The following is a 17,607-nucleotide window of genomic DNA, read 5'->3' as shown; positions in this document are numbered from 1 at the left end:
TTGCCAGCCTGCTGCTGTGATGTTGATTGTACCTCGCCAGGCTTGGTACAGGAGTCACAGTAGTAGACTGGTTCCGCAGTCCACAAGAATCTTCCTTCGTCAAACGCTAAAAACTGCAGAATCGAGTGTTACTTTTACAGTCACCAAGAAAATGGACTCTGACCTATTGGCTTACGTTCGAATTAGGCAGATAAGGTATTGACTAAAGGCCTCACGCCTTGATGTTAATAACTTATACCAATCGCATTTTCTAACTACCGTAATGAGCATGGCAAGCTGGACATCAGAACAAGGCGGAACAACGGTAATAGCTAGCTATTGCGAGGAGTTCCAATGCAGGGCTGTTGTTCAGATTGCTAGCGCAATAGCGTAGTTAGAATGTGCAATTGGTATTATGAGCTCAAACAATCACTCCTGTTTTAACACTACTCCAGGTGACTGCCTGATAACACGTCGAATACCCAGCCAACCTGATAGACCGATCAGCAGAGCACTGACAACGGGAAGCGTGAACCAGAGCCAGATAGCTGGCTGCCAGGAAAGCTCAAAGACCTGAACATTCAGCCACCAGCTGCAGAGTTCTGTGCCCACAACAGCAATCACGCCGGAGAATGCCCCCATAATGAAGAACTCTCCCACCTGCATGATCATGAGCTGTTTTCTACTCCCTCCCAGGGATCGAATCAGAGCACCTTCACGCAGTCGTGTATCAAGACTGGCTTCTATAGCCGATGCCAGAACCAGTAGACCTGCCATCAGTAATGCAAGGAGCATCGCTTCGACCGCAAGAATGGATTGCTCCAGCATCCCCTGAACCTGGCTGATAACGGCATCCATATCCAGCAGACTGATCGTTGGAAACTCTCGCACCAACTCATTCAAAACCAACCGTTCCTGCTGTGGCAGATAAAAACTGTTCAGCCAGGTAGCGGGTAAGTTCTTCAGAGAAGCTTCTGGCAAAACCATATAAAAATTGGGCTGAAAGGATTCCCACTGAACTTCCCTGATGCTGGTGACTTCAGCACTCACTGGCGTACCCGCAATCATAAACGTCAGCTCATCACCCAGGTTGACTCCCAGATGCTCAACAATAGACGTCTCTATGGAGATCTCACCGGTATCACCGGGTTGCCACCACTCCCCCTCCACCATTTCTGCTTCAGGTGCAGGCTGATCTGACCAGGTCATATTAAGCTCACGATTCAGTGAGTTATGATCTCTCTGTTCTTCTGAAACAGCCTCTCTGGCTGGCTGCCCATTGATTTCAATAAGTCGTCCCCGAACCATGGGGTAGAGGGACGTTCCATCGATATCATTGTTCTGTAAAAAGTTCTGGAAGGGTTCAACTTCTGAAGGCTGAATATTCACTGCAAAATAATTGGGGGTATTCTCCGGTAATTGTTGCTGCCAACGTTCCAGCAAATCCGTTCTCACCAATAACACCAGAGCCATGGCCATAAATGTCAGGGTGAATGCAATTAACTGAGCAGAAGTCTGCCCCTGTTCTTGCAGCAATCGTTTCAGACCCAGCCTCCATGGCATGGGCACTGGATGTTCTGACAAACGACGCTGGACTCTTGCCAGTCCAGCGTTGATAGCCAGAGTGATCAGCAGTATGACAGCAGTGACCCCAAGAATGATTCCCACCGTCATCAACAACTGACCTGTGTGATACCAGAGCAAAGCCAGCATGGAAATCAAAGACAGTCCATAAATAGACCATACACCTGCCGCCGCAGGTGTCAGTTCTCGCCTTAATACCCTGAGTGGAGTCACTTCCCGTAATCTCAGTAAAGGAGCCAGCCCAAAACCGATCAGGGTGATAATACCGGTCAAACCACCTACTACCATTGGCATAGGGCCCGCCTCGGGAAGCCATGCAGGCAAGACTCCAGCCAACAACTTGACCACTCCAGCTTGCAATAACCAACCTATGATCACACCCGGCACTGCGACCAGAACAGCAATCCAGAGCAGTTCTCCGATAAAGATCTGCATGACTTGATTCTGCTGTGCTCCCATACACCGCATCACTGCGATACCATCAAAGCGTCGTTCAGCAAAACGGCGACTGGTCATAGCTACAGCAATACCCGCCAGCAACATGGCGGCAATACTGCCCAACCCCAGAAATTGCTTTAGCAGTACCACTGAACTGCGAAGATCTTCTCGGTTGTCTTCTGCCAGACTCAACTTTTCACTGTCCGTTAGAAGAGGTTCTACGGTGCTTCTAAATCCTGCCAGCTCGCCTGCTTCGCCCGCAATCAGCCTCTTCCAGTAGACTCGACTGCCTGGCTGAATAATTCCGGTATCATCCAGGTCGTTCATATTAAACATCAGACGAGGAGACAGGCTGTAGAAACCACTGCCACGATCAGTTTCCAGAGTGATAGCCCGGGCAACCCTGAACTCAGCCTCCCCAAGAAGCAATGTATCGCCGACTTCTACACCCAATAGCGGGAACAACCTGGGCTCCAGCCACACTTCTCCTTTGCCAGGCGTATCCTGAGCAACTTCATCAGCAGCAAAAGGCTGATCAGCCGTTCTCATATGCCCACGCAGAGGATAATTACTGGTCACCGCCTTGGCCGATACCAGTTGCATCTGATCCCCCGCCATAACCACCGAGGGAAACTCCAGAACAGTCGCCTGTTCGACGGATTGGCCTTCTATGGTCTGATTCAGTTCTTCTGACAGTCGTCTTGGACTGCTGATGACCAGATCAGCTCCCATCACCTCGGCAACCTGTCTACCCAGAGAAAGCTGTAACCTTTCACTGAAAATCGCGATGGATGTACTAACACTCACTGCCATCAGCAGAGACAACATCAGTAGCCAGAGTTCTCCTGACCGCCAGTCTCTGAGTAAAAAACGCCACGAGAGCAAAAAACTTCGACTCATTTTGCTGCTCCGGCATATTCAGCGTTGCTCTCTTTGGATTTCTCTTCTTCCAGACGTCCCTGAGTCAACTTCAAGATTCGCTGACAGCGCTGGGCTAACTGCAAGTCGTGAGTAACCAGAACCAACGTCGTTTTATTTTCTCGATTCACTTCGAACAGCAAATCAATAATGCTTTCTCCGGTTTTCTCATCCAGATTGCCTGTCGGTTCATCGGCAAACAGTATGTCAGGCTGTCCGGCAAATGCTCTGGCAATAGCCACCCGCTGCTGCTCTCCTCCAGATAACTGTCTGGGGTAGTGCGTCAACCTTTCAGACAGTCCTACTCTTTCAAGTAATGTTCTGGAATGTGCCTGGGCTTTATCTTTTCCCGCCAGCTCAAGGGGCAGCATGACATTTTCCAAAGCGGTCAGGTTGGGCAGAAGATGGAAAGATTGAAAAACAAAACCGGTATGATCGGCTCTGACCCGGGCTCTGGCATCTTCATCCAGATGATCAATTCGTTTTCCAGCCAGGGCTACTTCACCATCAGTAGGCTGATCAAGCCCTGCCAGGATTCCCAGAAGAGTTGACTTTCCGGATCCTGAAGTCCCAATAATGGCGACAGACTCCCCTGACTTGATCTTGAGATCGAGTCCGGACAAGATGGTGAGCGAACCACTCTGGGCTTTTACTGTTTTACTCAGGGATTTCGCCGAAACGGCAATGGAGGATTCTGTGCCAGTTGTCATACGCAGTCGTCTGCTGATGTTTAAATTAATAGGGATCGAGCCATTTTTATTATCGCCTTTCTTATCAACTTTCTCATCAACAAGGGCGGCAAGAAAATATTTAATGAGCTCATGTCTTTTTATCGGATGCCTCACGGCGAGCTGGAGTGCATCCGCTGCTACTGAGAAAACCCTGCTGGTTTTTGGCGACAGTCTCAGTGCGGCTTATGGTATTGAAATCAATCAAGGTTGGGTTCATTTATTACAGCAAAAAATGCAACAAACCAACCCTGGCTGGAAAGTAGTCAATGTCAGTATCAGTGGCGAAACAACGGCTGGGGGATTGAGTCGCCTCCAGTCAACCCTTGATCAATACAAACCCGATCTCATGTTATTGGAACTGGGTGCAAACGACGGGCTGCGGGGCACTTCTTTAAATAGCACGAAACAGAATCTTGAAAAAATGATTCAAATCGCTCAGGACAAAAAAGTTAAAACCGTACTGTTTGAAATGCAGATCCCCCCTAATTACGGTCCTCTCTACACTCGTAAATTTACACAAACTTTTCAGGAGCTGGGCAAAACCTACAACCTGAAGACTGTGCCTTTCTTTCTTGATGGTGTTGCTGGAAACAGTGATTTAAATCAGCCGGATGGAATACACCCTACCGCCAGGGCACAACCGAAACTTCTTGATAATGTCTGGCCGACTCTTGAGCCACTTTTGAATTGAGTTCGGCCTGCACTCATCAGTGAACCATGAATGAACTACAGAGGCAAAGCTCGGCATGAAAGCCAAGAAGCATCCGAGCTAAGTCGAAGCAACAGCACCAAGGATCATATGGGCAATCTGCCCAGCAGGCAATATCAAGTAAGTCCATTGGAAAGGCAAGGATTCAGTCAAAAAGAACTGAACCCACAGATAACAGATAAACAATATAGTGGCAAAGGCAAGTAAGTAGAAAACCGGAAGATACCAACCAAAGCGACCGGGATGATTCTGTGCCATTGCTCCTCCAGCAAAGCCTACACCCATAAAGCAGAATAAGCCGATAGCTATCAAAACCATTGTAAAGAACAATAAAGTTAAAAAACCCATAATATTCTGTCAATCCTCCTTTCACTCTCTACATTAAATGGCCCGACCATCGGCCAGCACTTGGCTCAGGACATTTTTGGCCATCTGGTTGACTTTGCCTGACAGACGCTCCAGAAGATAGCGAATCAGCTGCTTTTCCGGTTTCTCGGTTTTCACGTGTCTGTGCATGCCCAGAAACTCAGCAATTTTTCGCATCAGATGCACCACCCAGCCTGACAGCTTGTCGGTCAGTTTGACGCCCCGACTGAGAATCCACGCCAGAGTGTCCATGAGGGTTGAGTGGGTAGATTGCAGCATCTGATAACTGCTGCCTATGGCAGACAGGCATTTGCCAACCACATAAGCCAGTGCACTTTGAAGCCATTGAATGGCTGGCAAGGTACTGGACAAGAGGGTTTTATCGGCCAGCCATCGCTGGATATCTGATTCTGTGGGTTGAGGTTCTCTCAGCGCGTAAAGCTTACTCCAGGACTTTTTTCCCACCGAACGAATGTAATGACTCATGGAATGCCACTCAATACTGGGGGAAAATCCGGGCGAGGGCAAAAAGTAATCCCGACCTGAATCAGGCGTATGGAAAAAGGGCCAGATAGGGATCATGGGCACAAGATCCGTTTTATGCCAGGCTCTGAAAATGTTCTCACTGCCCAATCGTTGAGTGGTACCATGAGCGAAGTCTTGCAGACCGACTCTGGGGCTGCCGAAGGTATACAACTTGGGTCTGATACCTTTTTCGACAGAAAGCCACTCTGCGGCGATAGTCGCAAGCGCGCCCCCCAGGCTGTGGCCAATGCAATGAACCTGTGAGCCATTGGACAGTTTGCCGGTAAACTCCCGAAGTTGGGGCAGCATGGAGTTAAAAGCTTTCATAAAGCCTTGATGAACGGAGCGGCCAGTATTGGAGGAGCCTACAAAAAAATTGGCGTTGCTGAGATAATCCGCCAGGTATTGGGTGCCACGGAATACGACAAAGGTATGACCTTTCAGCTGCTTTTTTCCTTCCAGCACAAAACCGAAGGCAGTTCTGACCTTGATAAAGCCAGGACCGCCGGTTTTGCCTTTGAGGAGGTTGGATTCGGAGAAAACGAGACTACCATTGAAAAGAGCGTTCATATCAGTTATGGCATCTTCAATTGTTGGCTTCTCAGATAGCGCATATACAGCACTCGCAATGTTGGCTGCCAGCCTAGGTTCTATTGACATTGACACCGATTTTTCCTTCCTTGTTGATTATTCATCACTGAATAATTTCCAATCATCAAAATCATCTTCATCTGGTTCAACATTCCAATCACATTTAGTGATAGTGACGACTCTATTCACTACAATTGGCTTTTCTTCATTTTGAAGGTCGCACTTAACTTCAATCGGCTTTCCTTTTGACTCAGAATTTTCTTCACGACTTCTCTTAACACTTCGCCATATACTGTGACTTTCTCCTTCAAACTCAACAGTGAGTGTTTGCCCTGCCACAAATTCCATGGGCAGGTATTTGGCGATAGTACGCTCAAACTTTGCGGGCATCTCGAAATAGCCCTTTTCATCCGTAGTCGTTTGATCCGTGACTTTCTTCTGATAACCGGACTCTCTCAACACTGTTGCGCCAACTACCGGCTCCCCGTTATTGAGAATGACTCCCGATACTTTCGAGAAAGTGCACATTTTTCCAATATCAAGAATCGACATGGCAGACCCCTTTATGGCGAGAAGGCAGAGGAATAACCCCAGGAACACTGAGCATACATGACCCATAACACTTCATACTGGTAGATTGTATAGGCAAGAGAAGAGCACAGAATCTGTTTTTTCCTGTGCTCATGAGAGAACCTTAAAACAAGAGTGTTATAAAGGCTCAGCGGTGGTCAGGTCGTAACCGACCTTGAGGTTTTTCTTGTTCTTGTGAGTCTTGTCGGCATGGCTCAGATCAGCAACGACCTTGGCATAGCTCAGACTAATGGTTTCAGTCGGAGCGCCTCCAGAACCAGCACCCACGCTGTAAGCGGAAACCATGCACTCTTCCAGCACATAGCTGGCGTATTTGGTCACCGCATTGGCACCGGTCTGGACAATATCAATCTGAACGGTGACACCTTCCGAACCGGTTACAGACTCTTTGAAAAGACCACCAGAAGCGGCATCCAGCTTTTTGGTAAAGTTGACTTCGTTAAGTGTGGGGCGGCTGGCTTCCCGGTTGGACATGGCACCCGCTTCCATGGTGATGCTGCGGGCTGCGCCAAAATTGAATGAGTCCAGTTCAATCCAATCCTCATAGCCTTTTGCGGTTACGTTACCCGCAGGTTGCTTGCTGTTGAAATTCATGTAAATAGCCATGATTGAAATCCTCTTTCATTGCATTGTTATTTCTGAACGCATTGACAGCATTCATGACAAACTTCGAAGTCAGAAGACACTCTTTCTGCCGATTCCGTCGTATGCTGAAGGCATTAAAGCAAATAGCTTTTTAGTTGAGAAGCATGAACTCTGAGTTTTAATTCCACTCTGACACCTTTTTTAGCCCGCTTTTAGTCCGAACTTGAAAAAGGTTTTATCTTCTGCCGAATCTTATCGGTTGCAACAGCTTCCAGAAAAGCCTCACCCAGCCGGTCGCTCTCTTCGATAACCTGCTTCCAATACTTCACTCGATCATCGAAAGAGAAATGTTTAAAGTCTGTTCTGTCTGGAATTTTTCCGTAAGGAAGTTTGCTCACAAAGGATTCGGAAGGAGAAACCATCACCAGTTGATCACAGTGCTCAATGGCAGGCTTACGCCACTTCAGGCTTTTATCAAACCAACCCGGCACCATCCTGCTGTAAAAGTGGGGGTAAAGGGTCAGCCCATCCCCCTGAGGAAACGCCATGTCAAAGTGGTAGTCTATGACACCACCATCCCTGTAAACCCCTTTTGGAGAACCCGCTATATCCCTGACACCTTCCATCACCAGAGGAATAGAGCCAGAAGCCATAATGGCATCCAGAATATTATCCTCGGATAAAGACACTCTCTGCGTTGGCAGGTTATCCATTCCATAAAACGGAGCATCGGCGTCAGGATGATGAAAGAGAACCCTTGTAAAAAAAGCTCCCAGTGTTTTCCGACTGATTAGATTGCCGGTAGCAGCAAGACCCAGTCCGGCCATCTGCTTCCAGTTTGCCTCACTTTTGGTAAGACCTCTGCTCTTAACAGCAATCAGGTTAAACCGCATGATGGCATTGGAAACAACCTCACCAGCCCCTGAATTTCCCAACATATCACGAATCAGAACCCGGCATTTTCGGCTGACTTCCTCAGCGTCTGGCTCGGCAGAGTACTCGGTCAGCAAGTATCCCTGTTCAAATCGATGATGTGCTTCCAAGGCATTTTTCTGGGCGTAGCAGCTGAAGCGCCAGGCTCCGGCAGAGGTACCCAGAAGGTTCAGAGGTTGTTTTCTATCTTTGAAGTACTCGCCTATCAGAGCCTTATCCAGACCTGAAAGCACAAACCATTTAGGTCCGCCTGAAGCCCCCAACATGACGTCAATACTGGATTGGGGAAGACCTTCATCACGTATTTTTGTCAGAGCCCGGGAACCGGCCCTGATTTCAAGTACATCACTCATTTCTGAATATGCTCTAACAACTTTTGCCGGATTTCTTCAGGAATAGAAGCGGCTTTCTCTGTTTCATAATCATAATGAATAAGAACAGTTTTGCCCCGTGCAGCCAATACTTCTTTCTGCCAGGCTTCATGATGGATATACATGGACGAGTTCCCGACCTTCTCCAGATAAGTTCTGATCTCGACATCAGCCCCGTACTTGAGCTGTGCAGTAAACTCCACTTCAATTCTGGCAATGATCAATCGCCAAGTTTCAGTATCCAGATCCGGAGAGAATAGTCGAAAAATGGGTTCCCTTGCCTGCTCAAACCATACGGGCAGAACCGTGTTATTAATATGCCCCAGGGCATCTGTTTCACAAAAACGGGGAGAAAGAGTATGCAGGTACATCAGTATTCTTCTTTATATCCTGAAGCCTGACCGTGAATAGAGCTCATAAGCACAAGCTTAATTCCTAATCAGACTTCCTGCTGTTAGCATTATTGTTGATACGGTCTTCTATGATGCCTGCATGAAAAAAAGATGCAAACGATCGTTTTAATCAAAGACAGGAAGTCGGGAACTACTCAGGGTATACAATACCTGGAGTCCATTTCAGCCATTCCGAATTTGGCTTGTCTGCCAGCTCAAAAGCGGTTTCCGGGGCAACAGCTTCAGCCTGTTCCGGAGTAGCAAACGCGATCCCACCCGCTAGCAGCGCTTCCAGAGATTCCGTGCGAATCTTGGCGCCACTGAACAAACCAAATTTGATATCAACCCCACTGGCATTCCAGAACCGGCTTTTTTCGGTCACCAGCGGAGCATAGCGATCTTCGATATTCAGAAAAATAATGACCTTGTCGGCAGGATTATCCAGCTTGAATCCAGTCACCACTCCCACCGGAATTTCCCGATAGTAAACCGGATTCCCCGGTTTTATCGACCCCAGTTGAGCACTGACCAGCTGAATACGTAAGCCCGCTGAAAGCGGCTGGTCATCGGGTGCTCTACGATCAGCAACAAAAGACTCACGCTCAGCAGATGCCTGTGAAGTTGAAGGTGAAACACCAATGTAGAGACCTGTCAGCAAGGTTTCCAGATGGGCTGTATTGGTCAGTCCCAGTTTGGGTTTGACCAGCCAGAATCTTGAGTCTGATCGTGCCAGCCAACCAGCGCCTTCCTTGAGCAGTACTCTGGCCTGGATGGCTCTTTTATCAACATCCAGATTTAATTCTGTCACTCGTCCCATTTCCAGACCTTTGTACTTCAGTCGTGTTCCTATCTGAAGTCCATCAGCCGACTCAAACAGAATATGTATCACTTTACCCGTCTCACTGGCCCTGGCGACATCGTCATACAAAACAAAGCGGGTTTTATTCGACACTCTGGCAGCATCTGAGTCCGGGGTTTTAAAAGCAATACCACCAGAAAGCATGGAATTGAGGGTTCCTGCTCTTACCTTGAACCCCTGCAGACCACCTTCCAGAGTCACACCACTGATATTCCAGAAGAGAGTGCTTTTATTCACAAGATGCTGATACCTGGGTTTGATCAATATTTTGATCACTACGCCATCTTTCCCCAGTGAGTATGACTCGACCTCCCCCACTGGCAGCTTTCTATAGAGTACAGGGCTACCCTGATTCAGACCTTCAAGAGAGTCAGCTCTGAGTTCAAGGTGTAAACCCGGAGAGGAAGGAGAGGCTGGCGGTTTGCTTCCCAGACCAATGAACTGTGTTTTTGGCTCAGCTTTTTTCATATCAACCTGGCTGACATCCATGGCGATATAGCGACCAGCCAATAACGTCTCCAGTCCGGTGATTCCCTTCAGATTTATTTGTGGTACCACCACCCAAAAGCGAGCGCCTGTCACCAGAATGGGTTTGGCTTCAGGACGAATCACAGCCTCGGCAATAATGGCTGAGTAATCCTCATTAAACGACGTATCTTTGATAACGCCCACTTCCATACCATGAAAGAGTATTTTTGATTTTTCCTGTCCCAGCGCGACATCCAGTGGAAACTCTATAGAAATGCTGATACCCGCTTCTGCTGCATCATAATCGTTGAACAAGGGAAACCGGGCCCCATCAGAAGCTTCTGACTCTTCCTCTTCCCACTCAGGCGTATAAAGAGCCACTCCACCCTGAATCATGGAAATAAGAGATTGGGTCCTGACCTTGAGATTGGTCAGACTGCCAGAAATATCCACACCACCGGCATTCCAGAACCGGGTATTTTTTCGTACCAGATGACTGAAGGCGGGCTTTATATAAATATGGATGTCGACCCTCTCGGATTCCGATGAGAGGGTATAGCGAGTCACCTCTCCAATCTTCAGGCGACGGTAATAGACCGGACTTCCTTCCTGAACCGATGATAATTCATCAGCCTGTAAAATCAGACTGAGTCCACCTTCCTCAATGCCAGGGGTGGGGGGTGACCTCAGGGCAGAAAATGATCGTTTTATTTCACCCTTTTCGGAGGGTTTGAAGGCGATATAGTTACCTGAGACCAAAGTATCCAGACCGGACACTCCCGCTACAGAAAGCTGAGGCTGAATCAGCCAGAACTGGCTGTACTCTCTTAGGTAGTTTTCCATCTGTCGATCTATTTCCAGCTCAACATCAACACCTTCCAGATCTTCCGTCATGGTCATACGAACGACTTTACCAATAGCCAAACCGTTGTAACGTACTTCTGTTTTTCCAACCTTCATGCCCTTCGCACTGTCAAAGTGAACATGCACTTCCAGACCGTTTTGATAAAGCGTTCTCCAAATCAGAAAGACAACAATCAACAAAGCAATCACGGGCAACAGCCAGATAGCAGGAACACGACGACGCTCTTTCAGATCAGCGGTCACGGCTATCTTTTCATCGTTCACGGTTGCTCTCCTTCTACCTTGGAAATGATTTCATCAGCAAAGGTGAAAAATCATTTTGTTCGCTTATGGCTGTCTAACTTGAACTGCCTTGATCGATCCCAGAGCAATCTGGGATCAAAACTCATTGCCGCCCACATGGTCAACACCACCACAGCCGCAAAAGCGAAAGCAGCAGGGCCTGCCGCCACTGTGCCTAATTGCCCAAACTGCACCAGTGCTACCAGAATAGAGATGATAAAAATATCCAGCATGGACCAGCGACCGATCCAAACAATCAATCGATACAGTGAAGTCTGTCTATCCGGATTCATCACCCCTGAATGCACGCAAATCAACAGCCATAACATGCCCAGAAGCTTGAGTAGAGGCACCAGAATACTGGCGGTAAAGACCAGCACGGCAATGGGCACCATGCCTTGATGCACCAGTTCTATAACACCTGACATGATGGTATCCGGTCTGCCTTGCTCAAACCGGCTTACCGTCATTATCGGCAGCATGTTTGCAGGAATGTAGAGAAGCGCCGCTGTCAGAGTCAGGGCCCAGCAGCGGGAAAGGCTGTCTTTTTTTCTTAGGCGAACTTTACTGCCACAACGGGGACACTGACTATCTTCTATCTGGCAAACCCGGTGACAGTCCAGACACAGTTTGATCCCCAGATCAGCGCCACTGGCCATCAAGCTGGATCGATCCGGGCAGGGCTCAGTCATTCACCCTCTCCCAACATTTTCCAAACCTCATGTTCATTCAGATTCAAGCTGATGATCAGCTCACAGAGCATTAACCCGGCAAAGCAATATAAACCTGTGCCCGCCTGCACACTGGCCATATCGGACAGTTTTATGACCGCTACCAAAGCCCCCAGAAAATAAATTTCCATCATGCCCCACTCCTGCAGGTGGGCATAAAGTCTTAACAAGCTTCTGGATAATCGGCGCCCCCACCCTTTTATCCCAGCAATAATGACTTGAAGCAGAATCAAAAGACGCAGCAGAGGAATCAGAATGGCAGACAACAAAACCAACAGGGAAATGACACCATAGTCTTCTTGGTAGAGCGCTATAACCCCTCCAAAAATAGTGCTCTGTTGCTCATTGCCCAGAATATCCATGGATAAAACGGGATAGTAATTAGCAGGCAAAAACAGCAGTAAACCGGTGACGACCAGAGCCAGACAGCGCTGGATACCTGCAGGGCGATGGGACTCCAGCACACAACCACACCGTGGGCATGCCACCTGCTGCCGATAAGCCGGATCGTTACCAAAAACCGGGGCTTTCGTTACCAGGTCACAATCAGGACAAAGCCTGACTCCTGATTGAAAAGTAGTTTCTTTTTTAACCATATAGGTATATCTGGGGAAGAAACTGAACAAAATCTGCCATATAATCTGCCAATGAAACTTAGGAGGTTGACCTAGGAGCCTGTCGAACTTAAGACAATTTCGGCCTGAATTCCAGAAAGAGCGGCCATCTTTTTCGTTGAATTTGCTTAAATAGGTCAACTATTCGCACAAATCCAACGAAAAAGCTGACTCGCTCTTTCTGAAATTCATACTCGAAAGCATAAGTCCGACAGGCTCCTAGAATAGACAGCTCGGCTTAAAATCCAGAAAGAACAGTCTTTTTTCCGATGAACTTGATTAAATAGATCGACTATTCACACAAGTTCATCGAAAAAGCAGCCTCGTTCTACTGAATGTTAAGCTCGATCACTATTCCAGGTCAGCCTTCCGCTGTTCTGATTGCCTTCTTTCTGTATCGGCAACACGGACCAGTACTACGCCCCATATCAATCCCTCCCTGGAACAGTCCAAAGACTGTCGTGGCGAAGAAATAGAGGGGCGTCAATAACAGACACGCAATGATTCAAGAGGTTTAGGTATGCTTCCCGTTGAGCGTCGAGAGCACATTCTGGCTTACGTCGAGGAAAAAGGTTGTGCCAACATCGAAGAGATGGCGGAGAAATTCGATGTTTCTCAGATGACCATTCGTCGCGATATACGCACCCTGGAGCAGGAAGACAAACTGCGCGTTACCTATGGCGGTGCGGTATCCAAGAGCTTCCTGATGGAAGACATCCCTTACGAAAAGAAAAACGCCGTCAACATTGAAGAGAAAAAGTCCATTGCTTACGAAGCGCTAAAGCTGGTTAAGGAAGGACAAATCGTTTTGCTGGACGCTGGCACAAGCACCATGGCTCTGGCCAAGTTGCTGATGCGTATGAAGGTCACCATCATAACTCCTGACCTGAAAATCGCCCTGCAACTGTCTGACTCTTCAACTGCCAAGGTTTACACCACCGGTGGTCTGGTCAGTGCAATCACCAAGGCACACTGCGACACGACAGCCCTGTCTTTCCTGGACAGTATTAATGCTGACATTGCTTTCCTGGCAACTAACAGCTGGAGTCTGGAGCATGGCATGACCACAGCGTCTACTGACCACTACTATATTCGTCGTAAGATGCTGGATCGTGCTAAGCGCAGTGTACTGTTGGCAGATTCCAGCAAGTTTGGTGCTTCCAGCATGAAAACAATCTGTCAGTTGGATGAACTGGACACCATCATCACCGACAGCCGTTTTGATGATGAAAATCTGGCAGCCATTCGGGAAGCAGGCGGTAATATCTACCGCTCCTGATTTCTGAAATAACATGCCATCACCCCTTAACATCACACCTTAACTTGGGTGATGGCATGTTCCAACTGAGCCGCATAGACTAAACTCACTGCTGTGAATTCGACTGAACCCAGCCAGATATGCTGTGAGTGATGAACCCCCTGATCGGTATCCCCATGGGTGACCCAGCCGGTATCGGCCCGGAAATCCTGGTAAAAGCACTGTCAACCAACGACTTCTCCAATACCTGTCGATTGCTAGTCATTGGCTATGTGCACATTCTTCAGCAAGCTATCTCTACCTGTTGCTTGCCTCTTACCATTCAGCCTGTCCAGACTTCCTCAGATATTGATCCTCAACCGTCCATTCTCAATGTACTTGAGCCAGAAGCTCCTCCCCAGAAGTTTGAGATGGGAGTGGTTTCCCCGGCAGCAGGAAAGATGGCCTACGACTGCCTTCAGCTGTCTACACAACTGGCAATAGAGAAACATGTCCAGGCCATAGTGACTCCCCCCATTAACAAGATGTCCTTGAACGCGGCCAATATCAGGCAAACTGGACACACTGAAATTCTTGCAGATCTGACGGACACTGATAACCCACTCACTTTGTTTCAGGTTGCGGATTTGAAAGTATTCTTTCTTTCAAGACACCTGTCGCTCAGGTCAGCATGCGACTTCGTCACCCAAAGCCATCTGATTGAATGCGCTCATAGAGCGGTTGATGCCATGAAGTCTTTGGGCATTGAGACTCCCCACCTGGCTATAGCAGGATTGAACCCTCATTGTGGTGATAACGGGCTGTTTGGATACGAAGAAAAAAACGAAATTGAACCGGCTGTCCATGAACTGCAGCAATTGGGGTTGAATGTGTCCGGCCCCTTACCGGCTGACTCAGTGTTCCATCAGGCCTTAAATGGCAAGTTTGATGCGGTTATCTCGCTCTATCACGATCAGGGACACATCGCGACAAAGATGGTGGACTTTCACAAAACCATTTCCATCACCTGTGGCTTACCTTTTCTAAGGACGTCCGTAGATCATGGCACCGCCTACGACATAGCTGGAAAAGGAATGGCTTCAGCCATCAGCATGACCGAAGCGATAAACGTCGCAGTCAGTTACCTGTCAAAGATGAAAACGCATAGGAGCCTGACCGAGAATAGCGGTCGAGCATAAAGTTCAGTAGAACGAGGTCATTTTTTCGATGGATTTGTGCGAATAGTTGACCTATTTAAGCAAATTCATCGGAAGAATGGGCCGTTCTTTCTGGATTTTAGGCCGACCTGCCTATTCTCGGTCAGGCTCCTAGATGAGAAAGCATCAAGAACCCTATTAAAAGTCATACTTTAATTTTAAATAGTAATTATCACTGTGATAATCCGACTTCTGAACACGACTGTACCCAATGGATAGAGAGAAGGTGTCGCTCTTTCGATAATCAAGATTCAGGGTACCTTCCAGACTGCTTCGCTCAGGATCAGCTCCCTGTGTCGTGAATGATTGGGAACCAATGAGGTACTTCGATGTAGTTTCCAGCTTCTCGCCCTTAAGGTCATGCCAGAACATCAATTGCAAACTGGGCTCAAGCTCTGCACATCGGAACATCCAGCTTCTTTTCACCAACAGACCAGCCCCCAACTCAACTTTCTGGATACTGTTACTTTCAACCGCCTGGGCGAGACCTGTTTTTCCAGTGTCTTCTTCTTTGTAACTGTCTGAATGGAGATAGGTATAGTTAAGGCCCATCATGGGCTCCAGAGTGTACTCCTGCCACCGTAAGCTTTTACCCGCCATCACTTGAAAGCCAGCGACCTGACTGTCATAAGCCGCTTTTATAGGCGTATCAAAAAAACCATCAATGTATCGAGTGCGATCGTGCTTTGAAAAACTGATGTTGGCGATGCCATCAAAAAACCAGTCCTTGTACTGCCAGGAACCATAAAGGCTGAACTGATAATTGTTTGCCTGAGCAGCATCATTTGAATGATGTTTTCTGGTATCTGCGGTCGCCAGGGTGATTGCACCTCCGTAGATCCAGTCATCCCTTTCTTGTTCAAGACCCAGTGTCATACCGCTGACATCCAGCTCATAACCAAGAATCCGGTCATTTGTATTGTTCCTGGAATCCTTTTTATCCGCATCGGATTTCAACCATTGAAACCAGAATCCCTGGCTTTCAACACTGTCACCGAAACTGAGTGACCTCAGCCTGTGAGAAATCTGCAGCATGGCCTTTCTTCTGGCGACATCATCCACTTCCAGAGCCATACCACCATTGATTCTGCTTTCTCTGGCCAACTTCACCAGATTCACGGCCTCTTCTTTGGGAATACTGGCAATCAGGTTATAGAGTGGCTGTGCTTCAGCAACTAAAGCTTGATCCGTTGAGCTCAGCATATCCACAACCCTGCTCAAGAGAGTCGAGATCGCTTCTTCGGAGCTCTCTCCTCCACCGGCCTGCTCAATCGTTTCCTCAATCACAGCAGGAGGCCTGGCAGTGACCTTCACTTCCAAAACATCATTGGCTCCGGGGCTGACTTTCTCTTCCAGCGTAATCAGAGGGCTGGTGTAGATCTGAATATTTTGTTCTGTCTCGGATGTCAGGCCACCATCAATCTGGATCACCTTATAGGTAGCGGGAGACTGCCCGTTTAATAAGTCGGTGTAAGCTTTGCCTGTCGGGAATATTTGAATAGCCGGAGAAGTACCAAAATCAGCTTGCCCAGTCACCACGACAGGAACCGTTGTCGTCGCATTTTCAGGTAAAGATATAATCAGACGCCCAGAGCCTGATTGCTGAATGTCCAACTCCAGAGTCTGCTGAGTGTTAGAACCATTTCCAATTTTCAATGGCCCCTTGACCAGCAGATCGGGCAGCTCTGAACTGGAACCTTGGGTAACATTTCCTTTGAGAAAAGGAGCATCATTCACTTCCTTCCCTTCGTCATAAACAATAATCTGCTCCACTCCCAGAATATCGCTGACTTCCCCCCCTCTCAATTCAACAATATCAACAATATTGAGCGTGCTCGCCCCCACAATGTCGCCGTCTATACGGCCATCATGAACCTGAAGCAGAAGTCGATTGTTGGCGTTACTGAAATCAATAGCCGTACCACTGAAGCCCGTCACTTCGCCCGAACTGCTGATCCATGAAAAGTCACTCAAGCCACCATTATCCTGGGCAACAATGGCTATATTGCCTGAGAGTTTGGCGTTGGCACCTATTTCAATAACACCGGTAGCCGGCTCTCTTAACCGAATCGCTGCACCATTGGCAGAGTAGACCTCACCTTCCAGACGCATAATGCCAAAGTTAACCGCCTTTGGGTTGCCGGAATCAGGATCCTGACCACCATCAATCAGAATGCCATCCGACTGCCCGTCTCCTCTTATCTTTCCTTTCATGCCCAACCAGAGAAGAAAACCGGCACTCTTGCCAACATAACGAACGGCTGACTTGGCATTGCCATTCGTATCAGGATTCAAAACCAGTCCTTCGATCAGCAGCACACTTTTGCTGGAAGGGTTCCGAACCTCAATCGCTGTCTCATCCTCAGGCAAGGCCTGGATGACCTTGTTCAACTCGATGGTTTCGCTGCTGGTAACAACCCGCTTGGAGTATGCGGTTTGACAGGACAAGCCAATCACGGCCGATATAGCAGCTGCCAGGCCTGTTTTACAAGCGTTAAGCCTCGTGCGTTTCCCTGCCTTCCTGTCTTTTCTCATGGCCTCTGATTCCATTCATGGCTACCGGATTAGAGGAATATCGACCTCCAGACATATCCATTTACAAGAGTCAGGCTTTTTTATTGC

15 protein-coding genes are annotated in these 17,607 nt (G+C 48.0%); 3 read left to right on the top strand and 12 right to left on the bottom strand.

The window, feature by feature from the left end:
* Positions 1 to 408 precede the first annotated feature (408 nt).
* Together ACR2PX_RS25460 and ACR2PX_RS25455 are read right to left on the bottom strand one after the other, a co-directional pair.
* Positions 409 to 2,901: an ABC transporter permease gene (locus ACR2PX_RS25460; RefSeq protein ID WP_434002158.1), complete on the bottom strand. Its 2,493-nt coding sequence runs from the start codon at positions 2,899 to 2,901 to the stop codon at positions 409 to 411.
* Positions 2,898 to 3,629: an ABC transporter ATP-binding protein gene (locus tag ACR2PX_RS25455; protein WP_434002157.1), complete on the bottom strand. Its 732-nt coding sequence runs from the start codon at positions 3,627 to 3,629 to the stop codon at positions 2,898 to 2,900. The genes ACR2PX_RS25460 and ACR2PX_RS25455 overlap by 4 nt, the downstream gene beginning before the upstream one ends.
* A gap of 16 nt (positions 3,630 to 3,645) precedes the next feature.
* Here ACR2PX_RS25455 and ACR2PX_RS25450 point away from each other — a divergent pair, with 16 nt between their 5' ends.
* Complete coding sequence (locus ACR2PX_RS25450; RefSeq protein ID WP_434002156.1) at positions 3,646 to 4,341, top strand: arylesterase; 696 nt, start codon at positions 3,646 to 3,648, stop codon at positions 4,339 to 4,341.
* Positions 4,342 to 4,419: 78 nt separating this feature from the next.
* On the opposite strand, the gene ACR2PX_RS25445 is transcribed toward ACR2PX_RS25450, so the two are convergent.
* The 9 genes from ACR2PX_RS25445 to ACR2PX_RS25405 form a co-directional block, all read right to left on the bottom strand.
* Positions 4,420 to 4,707, bottom strand: a complete 288-nt coding sequence (locus tag ACR2PX_RS25445) for a hypothetical protein (RefSeq protein ID WP_434002155.1) — start codon at positions 4,705 to 4,707, stop codon at positions 4,420 to 4,422.
* 33 nt (positions 4,708 to 4,740) lie between these two features.
* Positions 4,741 to 5,910, bottom strand: coding sequence for a lipase family protein (locus tag ACR2PX_RS25440; RefSeq protein ID WP_434002154.1), 1,170 nt, complete (start codon positions 5,908 to 5,910; stop codon positions 4,741 to 4,743).
* A 27-nt stretch (positions 5,911 to 5,937) separates the two neighbouring features.
* Positions 5,938 to 6,393 carry a DUF6795 domain-containing protein gene (locus tag ACR2PX_RS25435; RefSeq protein WP_434002153.1) on the bottom strand — a complete coding sequence of 152 codons (456 nt, stop codon included), beginning with the start codon at positions 6,391 to 6,393 and terminating at the stop codon, positions 5,938 to 5,940.
* 156 nt (positions 6,394 to 6,549) lie between these two features.
* Entirely contained in the window at positions 6,550 to 7,038 is a 489-nt protein-coding gene (locus ACR2PX_RS25430) for an Hcp family type VI secretion system effector (RefSeq protein WP_434002152.1), read from the bottom strand.
* Between the two features lie 191 nt (positions 7,039 to 7,229).
* The gene (locus tag ACR2PX_RS25425; protein ID WP_434002151.1) at positions 7,230 to 8,303 is read right to left on the bottom strand and encodes a patatin-like phospholipase family protein; all 1,074 of its coding nucleotides are present in this window, start codon (positions 8,301 to 8,303) and stop codon (positions 7,230 to 7,232) included.
* Positions 8,300 to 8,692 carry an acyl-CoA thioesterase gene (locus tag ACR2PX_RS25420; RefSeq protein WP_434002150.1) on the bottom strand — a complete coding sequence of 131 codons (393 nt, stop codon included), beginning with the start codon at positions 8,690 to 8,692 and terminating at the stop codon, positions 8,300 to 8,302. The genes ACR2PX_RS25425 and ACR2PX_RS25420 overlap by 4 nt, the downstream gene beginning before the upstream one ends.
* A gap of 172 nt (positions 8,693 to 8,864) precedes the next feature.
* On the bottom strand, positions 8,865 to 11,168 hold the full coding sequence (locus ACR2PX_RS25415) for an MlaD family protein (RefSeq protein WP_434002149.1): 2,304 nt from the start codon (positions 11,166 to 11,168) through the stop codon (positions 8,865 to 8,867).
* A gap of 50 nt (positions 11,169 to 11,218) precedes the next feature.
* Complete coding sequence (locus ACR2PX_RS25410; protein WP_434002148.1) at positions 11,219 to 11,878, bottom strand: paraquat-inducible protein A; 660 nt, start codon at positions 11,876 to 11,878, stop codon at positions 11,219 to 11,221.
* Positions 11,875 to 12,513 (bottom strand): paraquat-inducible protein A, encoded by a 639-nt coding sequence (locus tag ACR2PX_RS25405; RefSeq protein WP_434002147.1) that lies wholly within the window; start codon positions 12,511 to 12,513, stop codon positions 11,875 to 11,877. Before ACR2PX_RS25405 ends, ACR2PX_RS25410 begins: the two co-directional genes overlap by 4 nt.
* Positions 12,514 to 13,051: 538 nt before the next feature.
* Between ACR2PX_RS25405 and ACR2PX_RS25400 the strand changes: the two genes are divergently transcribed.
* On the top strand, positions 13,052 to 13,810 hold the full coding sequence (locus ACR2PX_RS25400) for a DeoR/GlpR family DNA-binding transcription regulator (protein ID WP_434002146.1): 759 nt from the start codon (positions 13,052 to 13,054) through the stop codon (positions 13,808 to 13,810).
* Between the two features lie 131 nt (positions 13,811 to 13,941).
* Positions 13,942 to 14,967 carry a 4-hydroxythreonine-4-phosphate dehydrogenase PdxA gene (gene pdxA, locus ACR2PX_RS25395; RefSeq protein WP_434002145.1) on the top strand — a complete coding sequence of 342 codons (1,026 nt, stop codon included), beginning with the start codon at positions 13,942 to 13,944 and terminating at the stop codon, positions 14,965 to 14,967.
* 156 nt (positions 14,968 to 15,123) lie between these two features.
* Here the strand turns inward: pdxA and ACR2PX_RS25390 are convergent, their stop codons facing one another.
* Positions 15,124 to 17,520, bottom strand: coding sequence for an autotransporter outer membrane beta-barrel domain-containing protein (locus ACR2PX_RS25390; protein ID WP_434002144.1), 2,397 nt, complete (start codon positions 17,518 to 17,520; stop codon positions 15,124 to 15,126).
* Positions 17,521 to 17,607: the final 87 nt, after the last annotated feature.

The sequence above is a fragment of the Endozoicomonas sp. genome (assembly GCF_051008435.1).
Lineage (GTDB): Bacteria > Pseudomonadota > Gammaproteobacteria > Pseudomonadales > Endozoicomonadaceae > Endozoicomonas_A.
Note: the sequence above shows the minus strand (reverse complement) of the source record. Positions and strands in the feature narration are given on the sequence as shown.